The organism is Micromonospora tarapacensis (assembly GCF_019697375.1).
Classification (GTDB): domain Bacteria; phylum Actinomycetota; class Actinomycetes; order Mycobacteriales; family Micromonosporaceae; genus Micromonospora; species Micromonospora tarapacensis.
Window position 1 is genome coordinate 803,178 of the sequence record NZ_JAHCDI010000003.1, and the last position, 17,620, is coordinate 820,797.

Genomic DNA, 17,620 nt, shown 5'->3' on the forward strand with positions numbered 1-17,620 from the left:
GGCGGCGGGGCGAACTGGCCGCCGCGGTGCGGGCGGAGTTCCCGGCCGCCGACGCGGCGACTGTCAGCCCGGACCCGTCGGTGGCGCTCGGCGCTCCCGCGCGACCCGGCGCCGCCGCGCCGCAGCTGCCGGGCGCCCAGCCGCTGCCGGCGCCCGGTGCACCCGGGCCGTCCGGCGGCTGGCGGCCGATCCCGGCGCCGGCCCGGCCGGGCCGGGCGGAGACCTCGACGCGCACGGTGCAGGGGATGCTCTTCGTGCTCGGCGGGCTGCTGCTCGGCACGGCCGCGACGGTCTTCACGGCGGTGGCCTGGGCGTCGGTCGGAGTGGCCGGCCGGGCGTTGATCCTGCTGGCGTTCACCGCGCTGCTGCTGGCCGTGCCACTGGTCGCGCGCCGGCGTGGGCTGCGCGGCACCGCCGAGACCTTCGCCGCCGTCGGGCTGCTGCTGGTGCTGCTCGACGGGTACGCCGCCTGGACGGTGGACCTGTTCGGGGTGAGCGCCTGGCCGGGTAGCCGGTACACCGCGATCGTCGCGGCGGTCAGCGCCATCGTCGCCGTCGGGTACGCCCGGCTCAGCCGGTTGACCGTGCCGTGGTTCGCCGCGCTGCTGGCCGCGCAGCCGGTGCTGCCGCTGCTCGCCGCCGAGGCCCGGCCGGAGCCGGCCGGCTGGGCGGTCGTCTTCGTCGGGGTGGCGCTGGTCGACCTGGCGGTGGTGGTCGGGCTGCGCCGGCCCGGTGATGTCGCGGGCGAGGGGGCCGCGACGGCACCCGTGGTGCGGCTCGCCGGCCAGGCGGCGACCTGGATCGGTTTCGCCGGTGGGCTGTTGCTCGCGGCGGGCTGTGCGCTGGTGCCGCTGCTGGTCGGGCGGGCGGGCGGCGTACCGCTGCTGGCCGGGGTGCCGATGCTGCTGGTGGCGCTGACCGCGCTCGCCGCGGCGCTGCTGGCCGGCGGGGTGCCGGCGCGGGCGCTGGCGGCCGGAGCGCTGGTGCCGGTGCTGGCCGGCGCGGTGGTCCGCCCGGCGGTGGAGCTGCGCGCGTCGGTGTGGCTGCTGGTGACGGCACTGGTCGCGGTGGTGCTGGCCGGCGTGGTGCGGCTGCTGCCGTCCGGCTGGCGGGTTGGTCCCCGGTGGGGGCGCTGCTGGTGACCGGCGGTGCCGGGCTGCTGACGGCGCTGGCGGCCATGGGCCTGGCCGGTGCCGCCGTCGGCCGGTCGTTGCCCCCATGGCAGGGCGCTGCGGCGGGGCCGGAGTTCGCGTGGGGCTGGCAGCTGCCGGTGGCGGTGGCGCTCACCTCGGCGGCGACGGTGGCCTGGCTGCTGCCCCGGGCCGCCCGACCGCCGGTCGCAGCGGTCGGCCTCGCCGCGACCGCACTGGCCGTGCCGGTGGCCTGGGCCGCGCCGTGGCCGGCCGTCGTCGCCGTCGACCTGGCGACCGGAGCGGTGCTGTTGGCCGCCGCGGTGGCCCGCCGCACGGTACGGGGGCGACCGTGCTGATCTCGGCGCTGGCCGGTGCCGAGTTGCTCGGGCACGGCCTGCTGGTCGGGCTGGCCGGGCCGGCCGGTGCCGGTGCGGCCTGCGCGGTGATCCTGGCCGTCGGCCTCGCGGTGGCGGCCGTCGGCCGGCGCGGCGGGCCCGTGCAGCGTGGTGTGGCCGGCTGTGGGTTGGCCGCGGCGGTGCTCGTGGTGCCGGCCGGCGCGGCGGTCGCGCTGATCGGCGCCGGAGCGGCACCGTGGTGGCAGGCCCGCGCCGCGCTGGCCGCCGTCGCGGTGTCCGCGGTCGCGCTGCTCGCGCTGCGTCGACCCTGGCCCGACCTGACCGGGTACGCCTCGGCCGGGCTCGTCGGGGCGGCCGTGTTGACGGGTCTCGCACCGCTGGCCGTGCCGGGCGACGAGCCGGTGACGGTCTACGCGGCGGTGGCGGCGCTGCTGGTCGCGTTGGCCGGGTTCCGGGCCCGTCCGGCGACCGAGCGGTGGATGGCGGGTCTGGGACTGGCCGCCGTGGCGGTACTGGCGGCCGTGCCGGTGGTCTTCACCGCCCTGGTGGCGCCGTACGGACCACCGCCCGCCCCGTGGTCCGGCGCCCCCGGTGGGCAACCACTCCCGGCCGCGTTGCCGGTCGGACTGGCGCTGGCGGTGCTGGCCGTGGCGGCGGTGCTGGCTGCCTGGCCGACCGCCCGCCCCGATGGTGCCGACCCAGGAGCTGGCGGTAGCGGCTGGTTCCGCCCCGGTGCCGAGGGCTGGCGGGTGGCCGCGGCACCGCTGCCCTTCGTGGCCGCCGCCGGCCCGGTGCTGCTGGTCGCCGCCGCCGTGCCCTGGCCGGTGGTGCCGGCGACGGCGCTGCTCGGCGGTGTGATCCTGCTGCTGAGCACCGCGCTGCTGGCCACCCGTGCCTCGTTCGTCGTGGCCGCCGGATCGAGCGGACTGATGCTGACCGCTGCCGGTCTGCTCAACCTCCAGGCCACCCGGGCCGGCACGCTGGCCGGTTTGGGCCTGCTGGTGGTGACGGCGACGGTCGTCGGGATGGCCGCACGGCATCCGGCGGTACGGGTGGGGGGTTGGCTGGTCGCGGTGTCGGCGGCGACCGGGTTCTCGGTCACCGCCCCGCTGGCCGGCGGGTTACCGCTGCGGGTGGCGGCGTTCGCGGTACTCGGCGTCGCGGTACTCGCCCTCGCCCTCGCCGCGACGCTGCCGGACAGCCATCGATTCGCGCCGCCCGCGACGGCCCATTCAACCCCTCGGGCGACGGCCCTTTCCAGCCTGGGGGCGACGGTGCCTTCCGGGTCGGGGGCGGTGCCGCTGGTGAGTCGGGTGCTGGACGCCGCCGCGCAGGCGGTGGCGCTGCTCGCGCTGCTGCTCGCCGTGGGCGCGGCCCGGCACGCGGCGACGGTCTGCGTGCTCTGGGGCGCCGCGATGGGGGTCCGGCTGCTACGCCGGGGCGAGCCGACCGGACGGCGGTGGGTCTTCGCCGGCATCGGCGGCGGCAGCGAACTGCTGGCTGTCTGGCTGTTGCTGGCGGCCGGTGGGGTGAGCGTGCTGGAGGCGTACACGGTGCCGCTGGCGGCGCTGGGACTCGGCGCGGGGGCGGTGGCGCTGCGCACCCGGCCGGGGTTGACCAGCTGGCTCGCCCTCGGCCCCGGCCTGGCCGCGGTGCTGCTGCCCAGCCTGGCGGCCGTGCTGTTCGGCCCCGACCCGCAGCCGTGGCGGCGGCTGCTGCTCGGCACCGCCGCGCTCGCCGCCACGCTGCTCGGCGCGGTCCACCGTTGGCAGGCCCCGGTGGTGCTCGGTGGGGTCACCCTGGCCCTGCTCGCGCTGCACGAGCTGGTGCGCAGCTGGGATCTGCTGCCGCGCTGGGTCTTCCTGGCCGCCGCCGGGCTGGCGTTGATCGGCCTGGCGGCGACCTACGAACGGCGCCGCCGCGACCTGCTCCGACTACGCGCCACCGTCAGTCGGATGAGCTGACCGATCGCCGGCGGCTGTCGTCAGCAGGGTGTCGGCTGCCAGCGGTAGGGTCTGGCCATGGCAGAGGTGCTCACCGCCGAGGCGGTGCAAGACGAGCTGGGTGGGCTGACGGGCTGGTCGGGAGACCACGCCGGGATCACCCGCACCGTGGAGCTGGCCAGCTTCCCGGACGCCATCGCGGTGGTCGACCGGGTCGCCGCGACGGCCGAGGAGTTGGACCACCACCCCGACATCGACATCCGGTGGCGGGCGGTGACCTTCCGCTGCGTGACCCACTCGGCCGGCGGTGTCACCGGGCTCGACCTGGCGCTGGCCCGGCGGATCGACCAGATCGTGGAGGGCGTCCGATGAGGTTCGAGATCAGCAAGGTGCTGGACGCCATCGAGGGGCGGGTCTGCACCGACCCGCAGCTGGCCCGTGCGGTGCTCGACCTGGCCGAGATCATCCGTTACCAGGACCTCGACGGCGGGCGTCCGGCCAGCACGCTGCGCCTCGGCATGGTCATCGACGCGCTGGCGCGCAGCCTGGAGGAGGACAGCGTCCCGGTCTACGCGGTGGTGCACCGGGGCATGCTCTCCGACGCGGACCTCACCTCCAACGAGCGGATGGTGGTCCGCCGCTGGGCCGACGACGGCCTGGTCGAGGTGCTCGACAACCCCGGTGACCGGATGCTGGAGGTGGCCGACCTGCTCGGCCTGCCGGTGCTCAGCCGGGTCCGCTTCGACGGCCTGCGCGGGCGGTTTCCGTGGCTGGTCGAGCAGCCGGGCCGGGCCCTCGCTCCGGTGCCGGGTGCCGGTGGCCCGGTCTTCATCGCCCACGTCGGCGGCGGTCACACGCCGGCGGCCGGGCCACCGTCGCCGGCGGGTGCGAAGCTGCTCGCCCGCGAGTGGCGGTGCTCGGAATCGGGCTGCACCCTGTTCGGTGGTGGCGGGGGCGGCGGTGCCTTCGCCGACCTGGCCCGGGTGGACCGCGCACCGACCGGGCAGCCGCCACCGTCGTTGCGGAAGGGCGTGCCGACCTGCCCCCGGCACGGCGCGCGGCTGCGCGACGCCGGCCCCGGCCACGCAGCGAGGTCCTCGCGGTCCGGGTCGGTGGCCTGATCCGCCGCCGCTTCGCGCTGACCGAGGAGCAGCCGGTGGTGATCGGTCGGGCACCGGACGGCCCCGGCGGGATCATGCTCGGCCAGTGGCTCAACGACGAGGCCCGGCGGTGGATCAGCCGCAGCCACCTCCGGTTGGAGCTGCGCGGCAGCGATGTGGTGGCCACCGACGTCAGCACCAACGGCTCCGGGGTGCGACCGGCCGGATCGATGGCGGAGACGGACCGCATCCAGCTCGCCCCGCAGCAGTCCCGCGTACTCGGTGCCGGTGACATGGTGGAGCTGTACCCGGGGGTCCAGATCGGCCGCCCGAACGAGTTTCCGGCGGGGGCGCCCTACAACCCCGATTCGGTGATGTCCGAGGCGCCGACCATGGCGATGCGCCTACCCCGCTGAGGTCAGCGCACCAGCGCGGGCACCGGGACCGTGGTCCCGACGCCCGCGGCGGCGGTACGAGCGCTCAACCGGCCAGCACGGCGGCCAGCTGCGCCACCGCGTGGTCGATGTCCTCAGCGGTGATCACCAGCGGCGGGGCGAGGCGGATGGTCGAGCCGTGCGTGTCCTTGACCAGCACCCCGCGTTCCATCAGCCGCTCGCAGGCCTCCCGGCCGCTCATCAGCGCCGGGTCGATGTCCAGGCCGGCCCAGAGCCCCCGGCCGCGTACGGCGACCAGGCCCTTGCCGACCAGGGCGCGCAGGCCGGCGTGCAGCCGCTCGCCCAGCTCGGCGGAGCGGCGCTGGAACTCGCCGGTGGCCAGCAGCCGGACCACCTCGGTGGCCACCGCGCAGGCGAGTGGGTTGCCGCCGAAGGTGGAGCCGTGCTGACCCGGCCTGAGCACGCCGAGCACGTCGGCGTCGGCGGCCACCGCGGAGACCGGCACGATGCCGCCGCCGAGCGCCTTGCCCAGCAGGTACATGTCCGGCACGACGCCGTCCTGCTCGCAGGCGAAGGTGGCGCCGGTGCGGCCCAGCCCGGACTGGATCTCGTCGGCGATGAACAGCACCCGGCGCTCGGTGCAGAGCCGGCGTACGCCGGGCAGGTAGCCCTCCGGCGGCACCACCACGCCCTGCTCGCCCTGGATCGGCTCCAGCAGCACGGCGACGGTGTGCTCGTCGATCGCCTCTGCCAATGCGGCGAGGTCACCGTAGGGAACGATCCGGAAGCCGGGGGTGTACGGCCCGAAGTCGGCCCGCGCGTCGGCGTCCGTGGAGAAGCTGACGATGGTGGTCGTACGCCCGTGGAAGTTGCCCTCCGCGACCACGATGTTGGCCTGCCCGGCCGGTACGCCCTTGACCTGGTAGCCCCACTTGCGGGCGACCTTGACGCCGGTCTCCACGGCCTCGGCCCCGGTGTTCATCGGCAGCACCAGGTCCTTGCCGCACAACGCCGCCAGTTCCCGGCAGAAGTCGGCAAACTGGTCGTGGATGAACGCCCGGCTGGTCAGCGTCAGCTTGTCGAGCTGGGCGTGCGCGGCGGCGATCAGGGTCGGGTGCCGGTGCCCGAAGTTGAGCGCCGAGTAGCCGGCCAGGCAGTCGAGATAGCGCCGGCCGTCCACGTCGGTGACCCAGGCGCCCTCGGCGGAGGAGATCACCACCGGCAGTGGGTGGTAGTTGTGCGCGGTGTGGCGCTCCGCGTCCTGCACAGCGGCGGGAGTGCGCAGCATGTCCTCGATCACTGGCTGGCCTTTCCCTGACGAAGTCGCAACGTGCAGCACTTCGGGCCACCGCCGGCCTTGCGCAGCTCGGACAGGTCGACGCCGATCGTCTGGTAGCCCCGGTCGCGCAACCTGGCGGCCAGGGCGGTGGCCTGCTCCGGCAGCACCACGTGCCGCCCGTCGCTGACGGCGTTGAGGCCGAGCACCTCGGCGTCGGCCATGGTCGCGTGCACCGCGTCGGGGAAGAGCCGCCGCAGCACGGCCTGGCTGCCGGGCGAGAACGCCTCCGGCAGATATGCCACGGTCCGCTCGTCGAGCACGGTCAGCGCGGTGTCCAGGTGGTAGAAGCGCGGGTCGACCAGCTGCATGGTGATCACCGGGTAGCCGAACACCTCCTGGAGCTGGGCGTGCGAGGCGTGTGCGGTGCGGAAGCCGGTGCCGGCGAGCAGGTGGTCGCCGGCCAGCAGGATGTCGCCCTCGCCCTCGTTGACGTGCTTCGGTTCGTACATCTCGAAACCGGCGGCCTCGAACCAGGCGCGGTACGCGGGAGCCTCGTCGGCGCGCTGCGGGTCGCGGAACTGCACCGCCATCGCCCTGCCGTCGATCACGGTGCCGCCGTTGGCGGCGAAGACCATGTCGGGCAGACCGGGCAGTGGGGCGATCTCCTCGACGGTGTGGCCCAGGTCCAGGTAGACCTGGCGCAGCCGCTCCCACTGCCGGACGGCGAGGTCGGCGTCGACCGGGGCGCTCGGGTCCATCCACGGGTTGATCGCGTAGTCGACGGCGAAGTACGTCGGCCGGCACATCAGGAGGCGCTGGCGGGTGGCGTCCATCGTCATTGTCCTGCTCCCAGGGGTCTCCGCGCGCCCGGCCACCGTCGGCCACGGGCTGGCGCCGTTGTTCAACGTTAGGCGCCGGAGAGCCGCAGGATCCACCACCGACCTTTGCAGAGACCGGCTGATCGTTGCGTATAGTGCCAATTCCACGTCGATTTGTTGCGTCAACTGGCCGGGGCCGGGGCCGGGGCCGGGGCCGGGGGCGGGGCCGGGGGCGATCGGGCGGGCGCTGGCATGGAGAGGCCGGCGGGCATACGTCAGGGGCGGCGAACCGCCGCCCCTGACGAGCATGTGCGCCCGGCTGGTGAACCACCAGAACTGGTCGGGCTACGGCCGGCTCCGCACCGGCCGGGCGCCGGTGAACCACCGGCGGGCCGAACAGTGCCCGCTACAGACGATCGACAAACTGTGAGTCGAGCCACTCGCGGAAGCGGACCACGAGGTCGCCGTCGGTGCTCGGCCAGTCGTACTGCCCGGTCATCGCCAGCACGCCCAGCACGACCGCGCCGAGACCGAAGGCGATACCCAGCAGCGCGTCGGACTTGCCGGCGATGTGCCGTCGCCGGGTGGCCATCAGCCCGAGTACGGCGAGCACCGCCCCGGCCGCGCCCAGCCCGATGCCGTAGCCGGCGAGAGCCCCGGTGAGCACGAAGAAGATGGCGGCGACGCCGACGATCAGGCCGATGGTTGCCAACAGGCTGGCCCGAGGCCGCGGACCGACCGGTGCCGGCGATGCATCCGGTGCGGAGGCCCGGTCCGCCGCCCCGTCCGGGTCGGTGGTGCGGTCCGGGTTCGTGGTGCGGTCCGGGTTGGCGGTGTGGTCCCGGGTGGCGGTGTGGTCCGGGGTGGTGGTGTGGTCCGGGGTGGTGGTGTGGTCCGGGTTGGCGGTGTGGTCCGGGTTGGCGGTGCGGTCCGGGGTGGTGGTGTGGTCCGGGTTGGTGGTGCGGTCCCGATCCGCGGGGGCGGCCGTCGCGGGTGCGGCGGCGCGGGCAGGTCGGGGATTGTCGTCGGTGGAACGGGCGGTAGTTGGGCGGGCCGCGTCCCGTTGGGCCGCGGACGGGTCCGCCGCCTGGTCGGTGGTGCGGGGGGCCGTCGCGACCGCCCCGTCCCGGTCGACGTTGTCGTCGGCCGGCGGCGCCGGTTGCTCCCGGCGCGACAGCGAAGGAAATCTCACAGCTTCACCTCCTGATTGATGCGTGGGCGGCGGCATCAGCCCCGTATTCGCCAGCCACGCGGTAGCACCTTCGGAGGTACCCAACCCCAACCAAACCAACACCCACCGATTCCCCCTCCCACCCCACCCCCTCCCTCCCCCACCCCCACCCCCCACCCTCCCTCCCTCCCCCACCCCCACCCCACCCTCCCCGGATGCCCTCGGCGATCATGCAGTTGTGGTCGTTGACAAAAGGTGCGAATGTCTCGAATCGATGACCACAACTGCATGATCGCCGGGGTGGGGGTGGCCAGGTCGGCTGGGTCGGTGCCGGCGGCGTACCCGCAGAGTTCCGTCGTGTCGGGACGGCCCGGCGACCCGCCCGGCCGTCGGCCATTGGCCGGCGGGTGAACAGCAGCCCGACCTCGTCGTTGTTACCGATGATCGCTGAGACACGATGCTGTCCGCGCTGCGGCCCCCGCCCGGTGTCGTTGGCGGGCGCGGCGACGTGGGCCGGGTATGCCCTCTCGCGTCCTGACCGGTAGATGGCTGACCGGTAAATGGCTTTGCTACGGCCTCAACAGGCCAAGGAGCGACGACGTCACAGGCGACCACCACCATTTTCACGCCTGCGAGGCGTCCCGAACAGGTCGGATGACTTTGCTCTGCTTCAACGGACGCAACGGTTTGCCGCCCAACCGGCGTGCCGGTGAACCCGGTGCGTGGGTTGAAGCAGAGCAAAGGTGTCTGCCGGATGGCTGGCTCCGGAACTCATCAGGGACGGGGGAGAGGTGGGCCGACCTGTGGGTTGGGCGGCGCGTCGGGGGCCGGGGGGTGCGGCGCGTACCGGCGTGATGCCCGCGCGTCGCACGGAGATCTACCGGCGGGCGACCGCCTGACCCTTCGCCTCGTGGCGCACGTACCCGTTCAGCCAGCACCGGCCGTCGGAGGTGGTCCAGTCCAGTTTGCGGATCACCCGGAAGGGCATCGGGGCGCGGAACTGCACGCTGGCTGCCGGGCAAGGGCTGGTGCACCTGGTCCGCCGGCTGCCCGGCGGGCCGGCCCCGCCTTTCAGCTGGTCATGCGGGCGGTGGTTACCCTTGGTGCTCGTGCCAGAGGGACACACCATTCATCGGCTGGCGGCGCGGCACGCCGAGTCGTTCGGCGGGGACAAGGTGCTCGCGGCAAGCCCGCAGGGTCGCTTCGCCGAGGGCGCGGCCCGCATCTCCGGCACCGTGCTGGAGAACACCGAGGCGTACGGCAAGCACCTGCTGCACCACTATGCCGGTGAGCTGACCCTGCACGTGCACCTCGGCCTCTACGGGAAGGTCACGGACGGTGACGGCGGGCCGCCGGAGCCGGTGGGGCAGATCCGGCTGCGGCTGAGCAGCGACCGGCACTGGCTCGACCTGCGGGGGCCGACCGCCTGCGAACTGCTCACCCCGCCCGAGGTGGCGGCGCTGCGGGCGCGCCTCGGCCCCGACCCGCTGCATGCGGACGCCGACCCGGAGCGGGCGTACGCCCGGATCTCCCGCAGCTCGACGCCGCTGGCCGCGCTGCTGTTGGACCAGTCGGTGGTGGCCGGCACCGGTCTGATCTTCGTGACCGAGGCGCTGTTCCGCGCCGGGGTGTCGCCGACCCTGCCCGGCCGGGCGCTGCCCCGCAGCGGCTGGGAGACGATCTGGGCCGACCTGGTGGAGTTGATGACGCTCGCCGTGGCCACCGGCCGGATCGACACCGTCCGCCCCGCGCACCTGCCCGGGGCGATGGGCCGCCCGGCCCGCGTCGACCGGCACGGCGGCGAGGTGTACGTCTACCGCCGCCCCGGCCAGCCCTGCCACGTCTGTCGCACCCTCGTCAGCCGGGGCACCATCACTGCCCGCAACCTCTACTGGTGCCCCACCTGCCAGCGGTAGGCTGCCTGGATCTTGGGGCAAGGTTGCCCCTCCAGGGGCAGCGCCAGGGGCGGATGCGCACCAGGATTCAGCTGTCTCCTGTCTCCTGGAGCCAGCGCACCACGTCGAGGTGGTCGTCGAAGATCTTGTCACCGGCGATGGCCCAGGCCATCGTCTGGCCGATCGTCCAGCCGCGTACCCGGCCGCGGTCCAGCCCCAGCTCGGCGCTGAGCCGGTCCAGCCGGCGGTGGACCGCCGCCCTCGAATGCCCCAGCTCGGTGCCGCGCACCATGGGCACCACCGAGAACTCCCGCTCGCCGACCAACGGCTTCGGGTCGATCACCAGCCACGGTTCGCGGTCCGCGCGCAACACGTTGGCGGCGTGCAGGTCCTGGTTGACCAGCACCTGCTCGCCCTGGCTGCCGGTCAGTCCGGCGAGTTGGTCGAGCGCCAGGTCGACCAGCCGCCGCTCGCACGGCTGCCCGGCACGCTCCCACCTGACCGGCAGCCGGGTCGCCCAGCCGGCCGCCGCCTCGGCCAGCGACGTGAACGGCTGACCGGCCGGCACCCAGAGCCGGGGGAGCAGCCCCACCAGCACGTCGAGGGCCTCGTCCAGCGGTAGCGTGCGCAGCGGGGTGCCGGGATGGCAGCGTTCCACCAGCAGTGCCCGTAGGTCGGGATCGTGGTCGAGCAGCCGAACGGTACCGTCGCCGTCCCAGTGCCGCAGTGCGGTCGCCTCGTGCTCGCTCTCCGCGTCGGGGAACTGTAGCTTCAGCACCGCCGGGGTGCCGTCCGGCAGGTCGGCCGGCACCACCAGCGAGGCGAAGGCGTACCCGAAGGGTGGACCGACCCGAAGCGACCAGCGTTCGGCGCATGTCGTCAGCCGCTCCGGCAGCTCGGCCAACCACCGCGAGCCGCCCGCCATGCCGCGCAACCAGGTCAACTCGTCGGGGATCCGCAGCGCGCCGGTCACCGGCTCATGGTGGCAGCGCCCCACCTGCGGCCACAACCGCGATCGGCCCGGCGGGGCCGCAACGCGGTCAGGGGGCGAGCGGGCCGATCTCCGGCGGCGTGGTCGGCGAGTCGAGCCACGCATCGATCAGCGGTGTGAAGTCGTGGCCGGTGTTGCGGTTGACGTACGCCGTGAACGAGGCGCGGTCCTGCTGGGTGTGCAGGTTGTCCTGCACCCAGCCGCGGCCCAGCGCGAAAAAGCGCTCGTCGCCGATGGCCTGGTGGAGGTTGCGCAGCATGTTGGCGACGCAGGTGTACATGCAGGTGTTGCCGAACTCTGCGACGTTGGGCCTGCCGGGCGGCCCGAACTGCTTGCGGTACACGCCGTCGTACTTCCGGCTCTGCGCGACGCGTTCGGCGGCGGTCTCCTGGTTGCCGTACACGTCGGCCTCGTAGAGCCGTTGCACGTAGAGTGCCCAGCCCTCGCTGAGCCAGAAGCCGCTCCAGTCGCGGGGCGTCACGGCGTCGCCGAACCAGTGGTGGGCCCATTCGTGGAACAGCGTGCCGTCGAAGGACTTGCCACCCAACTGCCCGAAGCGGTTACCCATGGTGACCATCTGCTGGGTCTCCATCGCCGAGGGGGACTCGACCACGACGACGCCGGCGGACTCGAACGGATACGGCCCGAAGCGCTTCTCCAGCCACGCCAGGTGCTTGCGCGTGTTCTTCAACGTCGGCAGGAACGACGCCTCGTCGGCGCGGTACCAGTAGGTGATCGGGATTCCGCGCGGACCGGTGTCCTCGGCCTTGTCGAACCTGCCGACCGCGAGCGTGGTGAGGTAGGAGGCCACCGGCACCGTGCTGCGGTAGCGGAAGACGTTGCCCCGCTGGCCCTGCGGCGTGCCCGACGCGATCCCGGTCCAGCCCTTCGGCGCGGTCACGGCTATGTCGTAGAGCGCCTTGTCCGACGGGTGGTCGTTGACCGGATACCAGGTGAAGGCGCCGAAGGGCTCCTGCATGGTCCACAGGCCGCCCTGGGCGTCGACGGTCAGGCCGAGGGGGTGCGCATCGCCGCGGGTGGTGGTCGGCCAGGGGGTCGTGCTCGGCTTGCCCCGGTAGTCCACGACCAGCGTGACCGGGACGTCGGCCCGTACCGGCGCCGGCACCACGAGCTTCTCCTCGACGACCGAACTCTGGACGGGCCTGCCGTCGAGCGTCACCGCGGTGAGTTCGTACGGCTTGAAGTCCAGGCTGATCGAGGTCGCGTCCCGGGTCGGGCGGACGATCAGCTTCGCGGTGCCGGTGAGGGTGCGCCGCGTCGGCGACCAGTCCAGGTCGAGACCGTAGTGCAGCACGTCGATCGCGTCGGAGCCCCGTTCGGGGTAGAGGGGGTCGATCACCGGCTCGGAGCGACCGGCCGCGAAGGCGGCGTACTCACCGGCGAGGCCGGTGGGCGCCGGGGCGGGTGCCGACGCGGTGGCGCCGGGAGTGCTCGATCCGGCGGTGCAGCCGCCGAGGAGGGTGAGCAGCGTCGCCGTGGCGACGCCTGTTCGGATGCGCAACGTCTGCTCCGTCTTCCGTCAATGAGGTGGCACGCGTTGAACGCGGCGAGATCGCGACGGAGTTGCCGGGTCGGGGTTACGACTCGGTGAAGTTGTCAGCGCGTGGCCAGGGCGTCCACCGCCTTGCGGGCGGCGATCAGCACCGGATCCCAGACCGGGGCGTACGGCGGGGCGTAACCGAGGTCGAGGGCGGTCATGTCGTCCACCGTCATCTTGTTCCACAGCGCCACGGCCAGGGTGTCGATCCGCTTCGCGGCCTCGGACCAGCCGACGATCTGGGCACCCAGCAGCCGTCCGCCGGGGCGCTCGGCGATCAGCTTCACCGTCATCGGGCGGGCGCCGGGATAGTAGCCGGCGCGGTTGGTCGACTCGGCGATGACCGTGACGAACTCGAATCCGGCGGCCCGGGCGTCGCGTTCGCGCAACCCGGTACGCCCCACCTCCAGGTCGCAGACCTTGGTCACGGCGGTGCCGATCACGCCCGCGAAGGTGGCGTATCCGCCGCCGATGTTGATCCCGGCGACCCGGCCCTGCTTGTTGGCGTGGGTGCCGAGCGGAACGTGCACCGGCATCCCGCTGACCCGGTGCAGGGTCTCCACGCAGTCCCCGGCGGCCCACACCCCGGCCACCCCGGGCACCCGCATCCGGCGGTCCACCCGGATTCCGCCGGTCGGGCCGAGCGGCAGGCCGGCCGCCTCGGCGAGGGCGGTGTTGGGGCGTACGCCGAGGCCGAGGACCACCACGTCGGCCGGGATCGGGCCGTCGTCGGTGGCCACCTCGGCGATCCGTCCGTCGCGCCCGGACAGGCCGGTGACCCCCACACCGGTGCGGATGTCGACGCCCAGCCCGCGCATCGCGTCGGTGACCAACCGGGCCATGTCCGGGTCGACGGTCGACATCGGCTGCTCGTCGCGCTCGACCAGGGTGACCGACAGCCCGCGCCGGACCAGCGCCTCGGCCATCTCCACGCCGATGTAGCCACCGCCGACGACGACGGCGCGCCGGGGCTGTGGGTCGGCGTCCAGCCACGCGCGCAGTGCCGAGCCGTCGTCGAGGGTCTGCACCCCGAAGACTCCGGCGGCGTCGGTTCGGGCCCAGCCCGGCTTCGCCGGTACGGCGCCGGCGGCGTACATCAGGGTGTCGAACCGCTCGCGGACCTCGCCGCCGCCGTCCAGGTCCCGGGCGACGACCTCGCGGCGGACCAGGTCGATGGCGACCACCTCGTGCCGGGTGCGCACGTCGATGCCGAAGTCGTCCCGGTGGGTCGCCGGTGACCGGGCCACCAGCTGCTCCCGGTCGGCGACCAGGCCACTGATCCAGTACGGGATCCCGCAGGCGGAGTACGAGGTGAAGTGCCCCCGCTCGAACGCGATGATCTCCAGGTCGTCCCGGTCCCGGCGACGCCGCGCCTGGGCGGCGGCCGCCATGCCCGCGGCATCTCCACCGACGACGATCAACCGTTGCGCCACGGCGTACCTCCTGTCATGCCGGGTCCTCGCCCCGCGTCTGGCGGGCCAGGTACATCACCACATCCTCCAGCCGTCCGGTGCGGGCGTACACGGAACGCTGCCGTGCCGCGCCGCTCCCGTGCCGGCGCAGCCCCTCCAGCAGGCCGGTCACCTCGGCGAGATCACCGTGTCGTTCCAGGGCCGGCCCGAGCTGCCCGACGAGTTGGTGCAGCAGGTCCCACGCCGGCCGCAGCTCGCCGGTGGCCAGGTCCACCGCCGCCCCTCCAGACCGTCGTGGGCGGCGCGCCAGTGCGCGCCGACCAGCAGATGGTGATCGGCCGGCAGCGGCGGCCGGCCGGCGGCGATGTCGTCCAGCGCGGTCGCCACCAGCCCGCGGACCAGGGTGGCGACCAGGACCGCGTCGTCCACCGTCGGGCAGACGTCACCGATGCGCAGCTCCACCGTCGGGTACTTGGCCGACAGCCGGGCGTACCAGTAGAGCATCCCCTCGTCCAGCATCACGCCGCTGCCGATCAGCTGACGAATCAGCCGCTGGTAGTGCTCGTGGGAGACCAGGTAGGGGGTCGGCGCCACCGATGGCCAGTGTTCCCACTCGATCGAGCGCCAGCTGGCATAGCCGGTGTCCGCGCCGCGGGCGAACGGTGAGTTGACGGTGACCGCGTGCAGGATCGGCATCCAGGGCCGGACATGGTTGAGCACCTGCACGCCGGTGTCGGGGTCCGGCACACCGACGTGGACGTGCATGCCGTTGTTGCCCGGCCCGGGGACCAGCAGTCGGAACCGTTCCAGCATCCGGTCGAAGCGGGGCTTGTCGACCACCGGGGGCACCGGTCCGTCGATCGGCCCGGTGCCGATGGCGAGCAGCCGGGCACCGGCCCGAACGGCTGCGTCGGCGAGCGCGGCGCGCAGCAGGCCGAGGGAGTGCCGGATCGAGGCGAGTTCCAGCCCGGGTGGGCTGCCGATCTCGATCTGACTGGTCTGGAACTCCCGCTCCACCTGCCCCCGCAGCTCGGCGGGCACCTGTTCGAGCACTGCCTCGACCGCGGGCACCGCGGCCCCGGTGGCTGGATCGACGAGCAGGAACTCCTCCTCGACACCCACGGTGAGCAGGTCCGCTTTCTCCACCGGCGGGCTCGGGGCCGTCGCCACCTGCCTGACCATCGCCATCACCGTCCGCTCCGGCCGGGGCGGCCCGTCCGCACCCGATCGGCCGGCAATTACCCGTAGTGGTGGTTCCGGGAAACGCCGCTGCGGGTTGGCTCGGCGTGTCGGGGTCGCGGGCGGTCGCATCGATCGACATTGACAACTGCGCGGGCGGGACGTACAACTCGTGAGAGAGCGCTCTCTCATCCGTCCCCGCAGAGAGGCACGTCCAATGACACCTGCCCCGGCGGCATCCGCCGCCCGACCTGCGCGACGCCGGCTGCCGCTGGCGTTGGCCCTGCTCACCGCCGCCACCACCGCCCTGGCCGGGCTCACCGCCACCGCCGACGCCGCCGTGCCGCCGCCCCCGTCGGGGTGGAGCCTGGTGTGGAGCGACGACTTCACCGGATCCGCCGGCAGCCTCCCGTCGTCCGGCAACTGGATCATCGACACCGGCACCAGCTACCCGGGTGGCCCGCCCAACTGGGGCACCGGTGAGATCCAGACGTACACCAACAGCACCGCCAACGTCAGCCACGACGGCGCCGGCAACCTGCGGATAACCCCGTTGCGCGACGGTGCCGGCAACTGGACCTCGGCGCGCATCGAGACCGTGCGCAGCAACTTCAAGGCCCCGGCCGGGGGAGTGCTGGCCATCGAGGGCCGCCTCCAGATGCCCAACGTCACCGGCGGCGCCGCCGCCGGGTACTGGCCGGCGTTCTGGGCGCTCGGCTCGCCCTACCGGGGCAACTACCAGAACTGGCCGGGCATCGGCGAGTTCGACGTGATGGAGAACGTCAACGGGCTCAACTCGGTCTGGGGCGTGCTGCACTGCGGTGTCGCCCCCGGCGGCCCGTGCGACGAGTTCAACGGCATCGGCGCCTCCCGGGCCTGCCCCGGCAGCACCTGCCAGTCGGCGTTCCACACCTACCGCTTCGAGTGGGATGCCTCGATCAGCCCGCAGCAACTGCGCTGGTACGTGGACGGGCAGCTGTACCACACGGTGGGTCAGACCCGGGTCGGTGAGCCGTACTGGTCGCAGATGACCGATCACGCCGGCTACTTCCTGCTGCTGAACGTGGCGATGGGCGGGGCCTTCCCGAACGGGGTGGCCGGCAGCGCGACGCCGACCGCGGCCACCGTGCCCGGCCGGCCGATGCTCGTCGACTATGTGGCGGTCTACAGCCGGGGTGGGGGCGGCACCCCGCCGCCCACGTCGCCGCCCGGTGGTGTGCGGGACGCGTACGCGACCATCCAGGCCGAGTCCTTCAACGCACAGAACGGCGTGATCGTCGAGGCGTGCTCCGAGGGCGGGCAGAACATCGGGGCGCTGCGCAACGGCGACTGGGTCCGCTTCGACAACGTGGAGTTCGGTTCCGGCGGGCCGCGCGACTTCGTGGCCCGGGTCGCCTCCGGCGCGGCGGGCGGCGTGAGCGGCCTGGTGGAGGTGCGGTTGGACAGCCCGACCAGCGCACCGATCGGCAGCTTCGCCATCGCCAACACCGGCGGCTGGCAGAGTTGGCGCTCGGTGCCGGGCAACGTCTCCGGCGTGACCGGCCGGCGCACCGTCTATCTGACCTTCTCCAGCGGCCAGCCCAACGACTTCGTCAACGTCAACTGGTTCCACTTCCGCCGCTGAGTTGCGCCCGCGCCCCTGACCCTCGCGCGGGGATCAGGGGCGGGGGACGGGTGGCGGGGGAGCGGGGTGGCGGAGTTTCTTGATGGACCAGGAGGCGAGCATGAGGGCGAGGACGGTGAGGATGGCGTAGTCGAACCAGGAGTTGTAGCGGTCGATCCGGTCCCATCGCGAGCCGAGCGCATAGCCGAGGCCGATGAAGAGCCCGTTCCAGATGCCGCTGCCCAGCGTGGTGAGCGTGACGAACTCGACAAGCGGCATCCGGTTCGCCCCCGCCGGCACCGACACCAGGCTGCGTACCACCGGGGCCATCCGGCCGAAGAACACCGCCCAGCGGCCGTACCGCTCGAACCACCGGTCGGCCTTCTCCAGGTCGTCGAGGTCGACCAGGGGCAACCGGTCGAGCCACCGTTTGAGCCGATCCTCGCCGACGACCGCACCGAGCCAGTAGAGAACCAGTGCGCCGAGCACCGAGCCGACGGTGGCCGCGACGGTCACCACGACCACGTTGAACCGGCCCTCGCCGGCCAGGTACCCGGCCAATGCCAGGACGATCTCGCTGGGGATCGGCGGGACGATGCTCTCCAGGGCGACCAGCAGCGCCACCCCCACCGCACCGCTCGCCTCGATCACCCCGGCCGCCCAGCCGGTCAGCCCACCGACCTGGCCGGGATCGACGTCCTGGGCGAGTGTCATGGCGACGCCTCCGCGGAATAGGGTGAGGATTCCTCCTACCCCACCGGCGGCCCCACACACCGTCCGCGGGCAC

General features: G+C 73.6%; 14 protein-coding genes and 2 pseudogenes. 7 read left to right on the top strand and 9 right to left on the bottom strand.

Annotation, left to right across the window (positions count from 1 at the left end):
* Nucleotides 1-26: 26 nt before the first annotated feature.
* The 5 genes and pseudogenes from KIF24_RS32175 to KIF24_RS04680 all read left to right on the top strand — a co-directional run bounded on the left by KIF24_RS32175 (nucleotide 27) and on the right by KIF24_RS04680 (nucleotide 4,948).
* Entirely contained in the window at nucleotides 27-1,142 is a 1,116-nt protein-coding gene (locus tag KIF24_RS32175; protein WP_230414855.1) for a hypothetical protein, read from the top strand.
* Nucleotides 1,124-1,489, top strand: coding sequence for a hypothetical protein (locus KIF24_RS32180; RefSeq protein ID WP_230414857.1), 366 nt, complete (start codon nucleotides 1,124-1,126; stop codon nucleotides 1,487-1,489). The genes KIF24_RS32175 and KIF24_RS32180 overlap by 19 nt, the downstream gene beginning before the upstream one ends.
* The gene (locus KIF24_RS32185; RefSeq protein ID WP_230414859.1) at nucleotides 1,483-3,453 is read left to right on the top strand and encodes an SCO7613 C-terminal domain-containing membrane protein; all 1,971 of its coding nucleotides are present in this window, start codon (nucleotides 1,483-1,485) and stop codon (nucleotides 3,451-3,453) included. The genes KIF24_RS32180 and KIF24_RS32185 overlap by 7 nt, the downstream gene beginning before the upstream one ends.
* A 57-nt stretch (nucleotides 3,454-3,510) precedes the next feature.
* Nucleotides 3,511-3,804 carry a 4a-hydroxytetrahydrobiopterin dehydratase gene (locus KIF24_RS04675; RefSeq protein ID WP_221082895.1) on the top strand — a complete coding sequence of 98 codons (294 nt, stop codon included), beginning with the start codon at nucleotides 3,511-3,513 and terminating at the stop codon, nucleotides 3,802-3,804.
* A pseudogene (locus KIF24_RS04680) lies at nucleotides 3,801-4,948 on the top strand (FHA domain-containing protein). Before KIF24_RS04675 ends, KIF24_RS04680 begins: the two are co-directional and overlap by 4 nt.
* Nucleotides 4,949-5,012: 64 nt before the next feature.
* On the opposite strand, the gene rocD reads toward KIF24_RS04680, so the two are convergent.
* The 4 genes from rocD to KIF24_RS33810 all read right to left on the bottom strand — a co-directional run bounded on the left by rocD (nucleotide 5,013) and on the right by KIF24_RS33810 (nucleotide 9,201).
* Nucleotides 5,013-6,227 carry an ornithine--oxo-acid transaminase gene (gene rocD, locus KIF24_RS04685; RefSeq protein WP_221082896.1) on the bottom strand — a complete coding sequence of 405 codons (1,215 nt, stop codon included), beginning with the start codon at nucleotides 6,225-6,227 and terminating at the stop codon, nucleotides 5,013-5,015.
* Nucleotides 6,224-7,039 carry a dimethylargininase gene (gene ddaH / locus KIF24_RS04690; RefSeq protein ID WP_221083178.1) on the bottom strand — a complete coding sequence of 272 codons (816 nt, stop codon included), beginning with the start codon at nucleotides 7,037-7,039 and terminating at the stop codon, nucleotides 6,224-6,226. The genes rocD and ddaH overlap by 4 nt, the downstream gene beginning before the upstream one ends.
* Nucleotides 7,040-7,430: 391 nt before the next feature.
* On the bottom strand, nucleotides 7,431-8,216 hold the full coding sequence (locus KIF24_RS04695; protein WP_221082897.1) for a DUF308 domain-containing protein: 786 nt from the start codon (nucleotides 8,214-8,216) through the stop codon (nucleotides 7,431-7,433).
* 856 nt (nucleotides 8,217-9,072) lie between these two features.
* Complete coding sequence (locus KIF24_RS33810; protein WP_269440568.1) at nucleotides 9,073-9,201, bottom strand: hypothetical protein; 129 nt, start codon at nucleotides 9,199-9,201, stop codon at nucleotides 9,073-9,075.
* Between the two features lie 103 nt (nucleotides 9,202-9,304).
* Here KIF24_RS33810 and KIF24_RS04705 point away from each other — a divergent pair, with 103 nt between their 5' ends.
* Entirely contained in the window at nucleotides 9,305-10,111 is an 807-nt protein-coding gene (locus KIF24_RS04705; RefSeq protein WP_221082898.1) for an Fpg/Nei family DNA glycosylase, read from the top strand.
* A gap of 67 nt (nucleotides 10,112-10,178) precedes the next feature.
* Here the strand turns inward: KIF24_RS04705 and KIF24_RS04710 are convergent, their stop codons facing one another.
* From KIF24_RS04710 to KIF24_RS04725, 4 genes and pseudogenes are all read right to left on the bottom strand, one after another.
* Nucleotides 10,179-11,063, bottom strand: a complete 885-nt coding sequence (locus KIF24_RS04710; protein WP_331461005.1) for an aminoglycoside phosphotransferase family protein — start codon at nucleotides 11,061-11,063, stop codon at nucleotides 10,179-10,181.
* Nucleotides 11,064-11,130: 67 nt separating this feature from the next.
* The gene (locus tag KIF24_RS04715) at nucleotides 11,131-12,603 is read right to left on the bottom strand and encodes a M1 family metallopeptidase (protein WP_221082899.1); all 1,473 of its coding nucleotides are present in this window, start codon (nucleotides 12,601-12,603) and stop codon (nucleotides 11,131-11,133) included.
* 95 nt (nucleotides 12,604-12,698) lie between these two features.
* Entirely contained in the window at nucleotides 12,699-14,072 is a 1,374-nt protein-coding gene (locus KIF24_RS04720; RefSeq protein ID WP_221082900.1) for an FAD-dependent oxidoreductase, read from the bottom strand.
* 13 nt (nucleotides 14,073-14,085) lie between these two features.
* Nucleotides 14,086-15,239, bottom strand: a pseudogene (locus KIF24_RS04725) (carboxylate-amine ligase).
* Nucleotides 15,240-15,447: 208 nt separating this feature from the next.
* Here KIF24_RS04725 and KIF24_RS04730 point away from each other — a divergent pair.
* The gene (locus tag KIF24_RS04730) at nucleotides 15,448-16,854 is read left to right on the top strand and encodes a carbohydrate-binding protein (RefSeq protein ID WP_221082901.1); all 1,407 of its coding nucleotides are present in this window, start codon (nucleotides 15,448-15,450) and stop codon (nucleotides 16,852-16,854) included.
* Between the two features lie 33 nt (nucleotides 16,855-16,887).
* Here the strand turns inward: KIF24_RS04730 and KIF24_RS04735 are convergent, their stop codons facing one another.
* Nucleotides 16,888-17,547 carry a DedA family protein gene (locus KIF24_RS04735; protein ID WP_221082902.1) on the bottom strand — a complete coding sequence of 220 codons (660 nt, stop codon included), beginning with the start codon at nucleotides 17,545-17,547 and terminating at the stop codon, nucleotides 16,888-16,890.
* Between the last annotated feature and the right edge of the window lie 73 nt (nucleotides 17,548-17,620).

What these genes read in the sequence shown, in the direction of transcription:
- KIF24_RS04735 (WP_221082902.1), bottom strand. Translation starts at nt 17,547, where the DNA reads ATGACACTCGCCCAGGACGTCGATCCCGGCCAGGTCGGTGGGCTGACC.
- ddaH (WP_221083178.1), bottom strand. Translation starts at nt 7,039, where the DNA reads ATGGACGCCACCCGCCAGCGCCTCCTGATGTGCCGGCCGACGTACTTC.
- KIF24_RS04730 (WP_221082901.1), top strand. Translation starts at nt 15,448, where the DNA reads ATGACACCTGCCCCGGCGGCATCCGCCGCCCGACCTGCGCGACGCCGG.
- KIF24_RS04675 (WP_221082895.1), top strand. Translation starts at nt 3,511, where the DNA reads ATGGCAGAGGTGCTCACCGCCGAGGCGGTGCAAGACGAGCTGGGTGGG.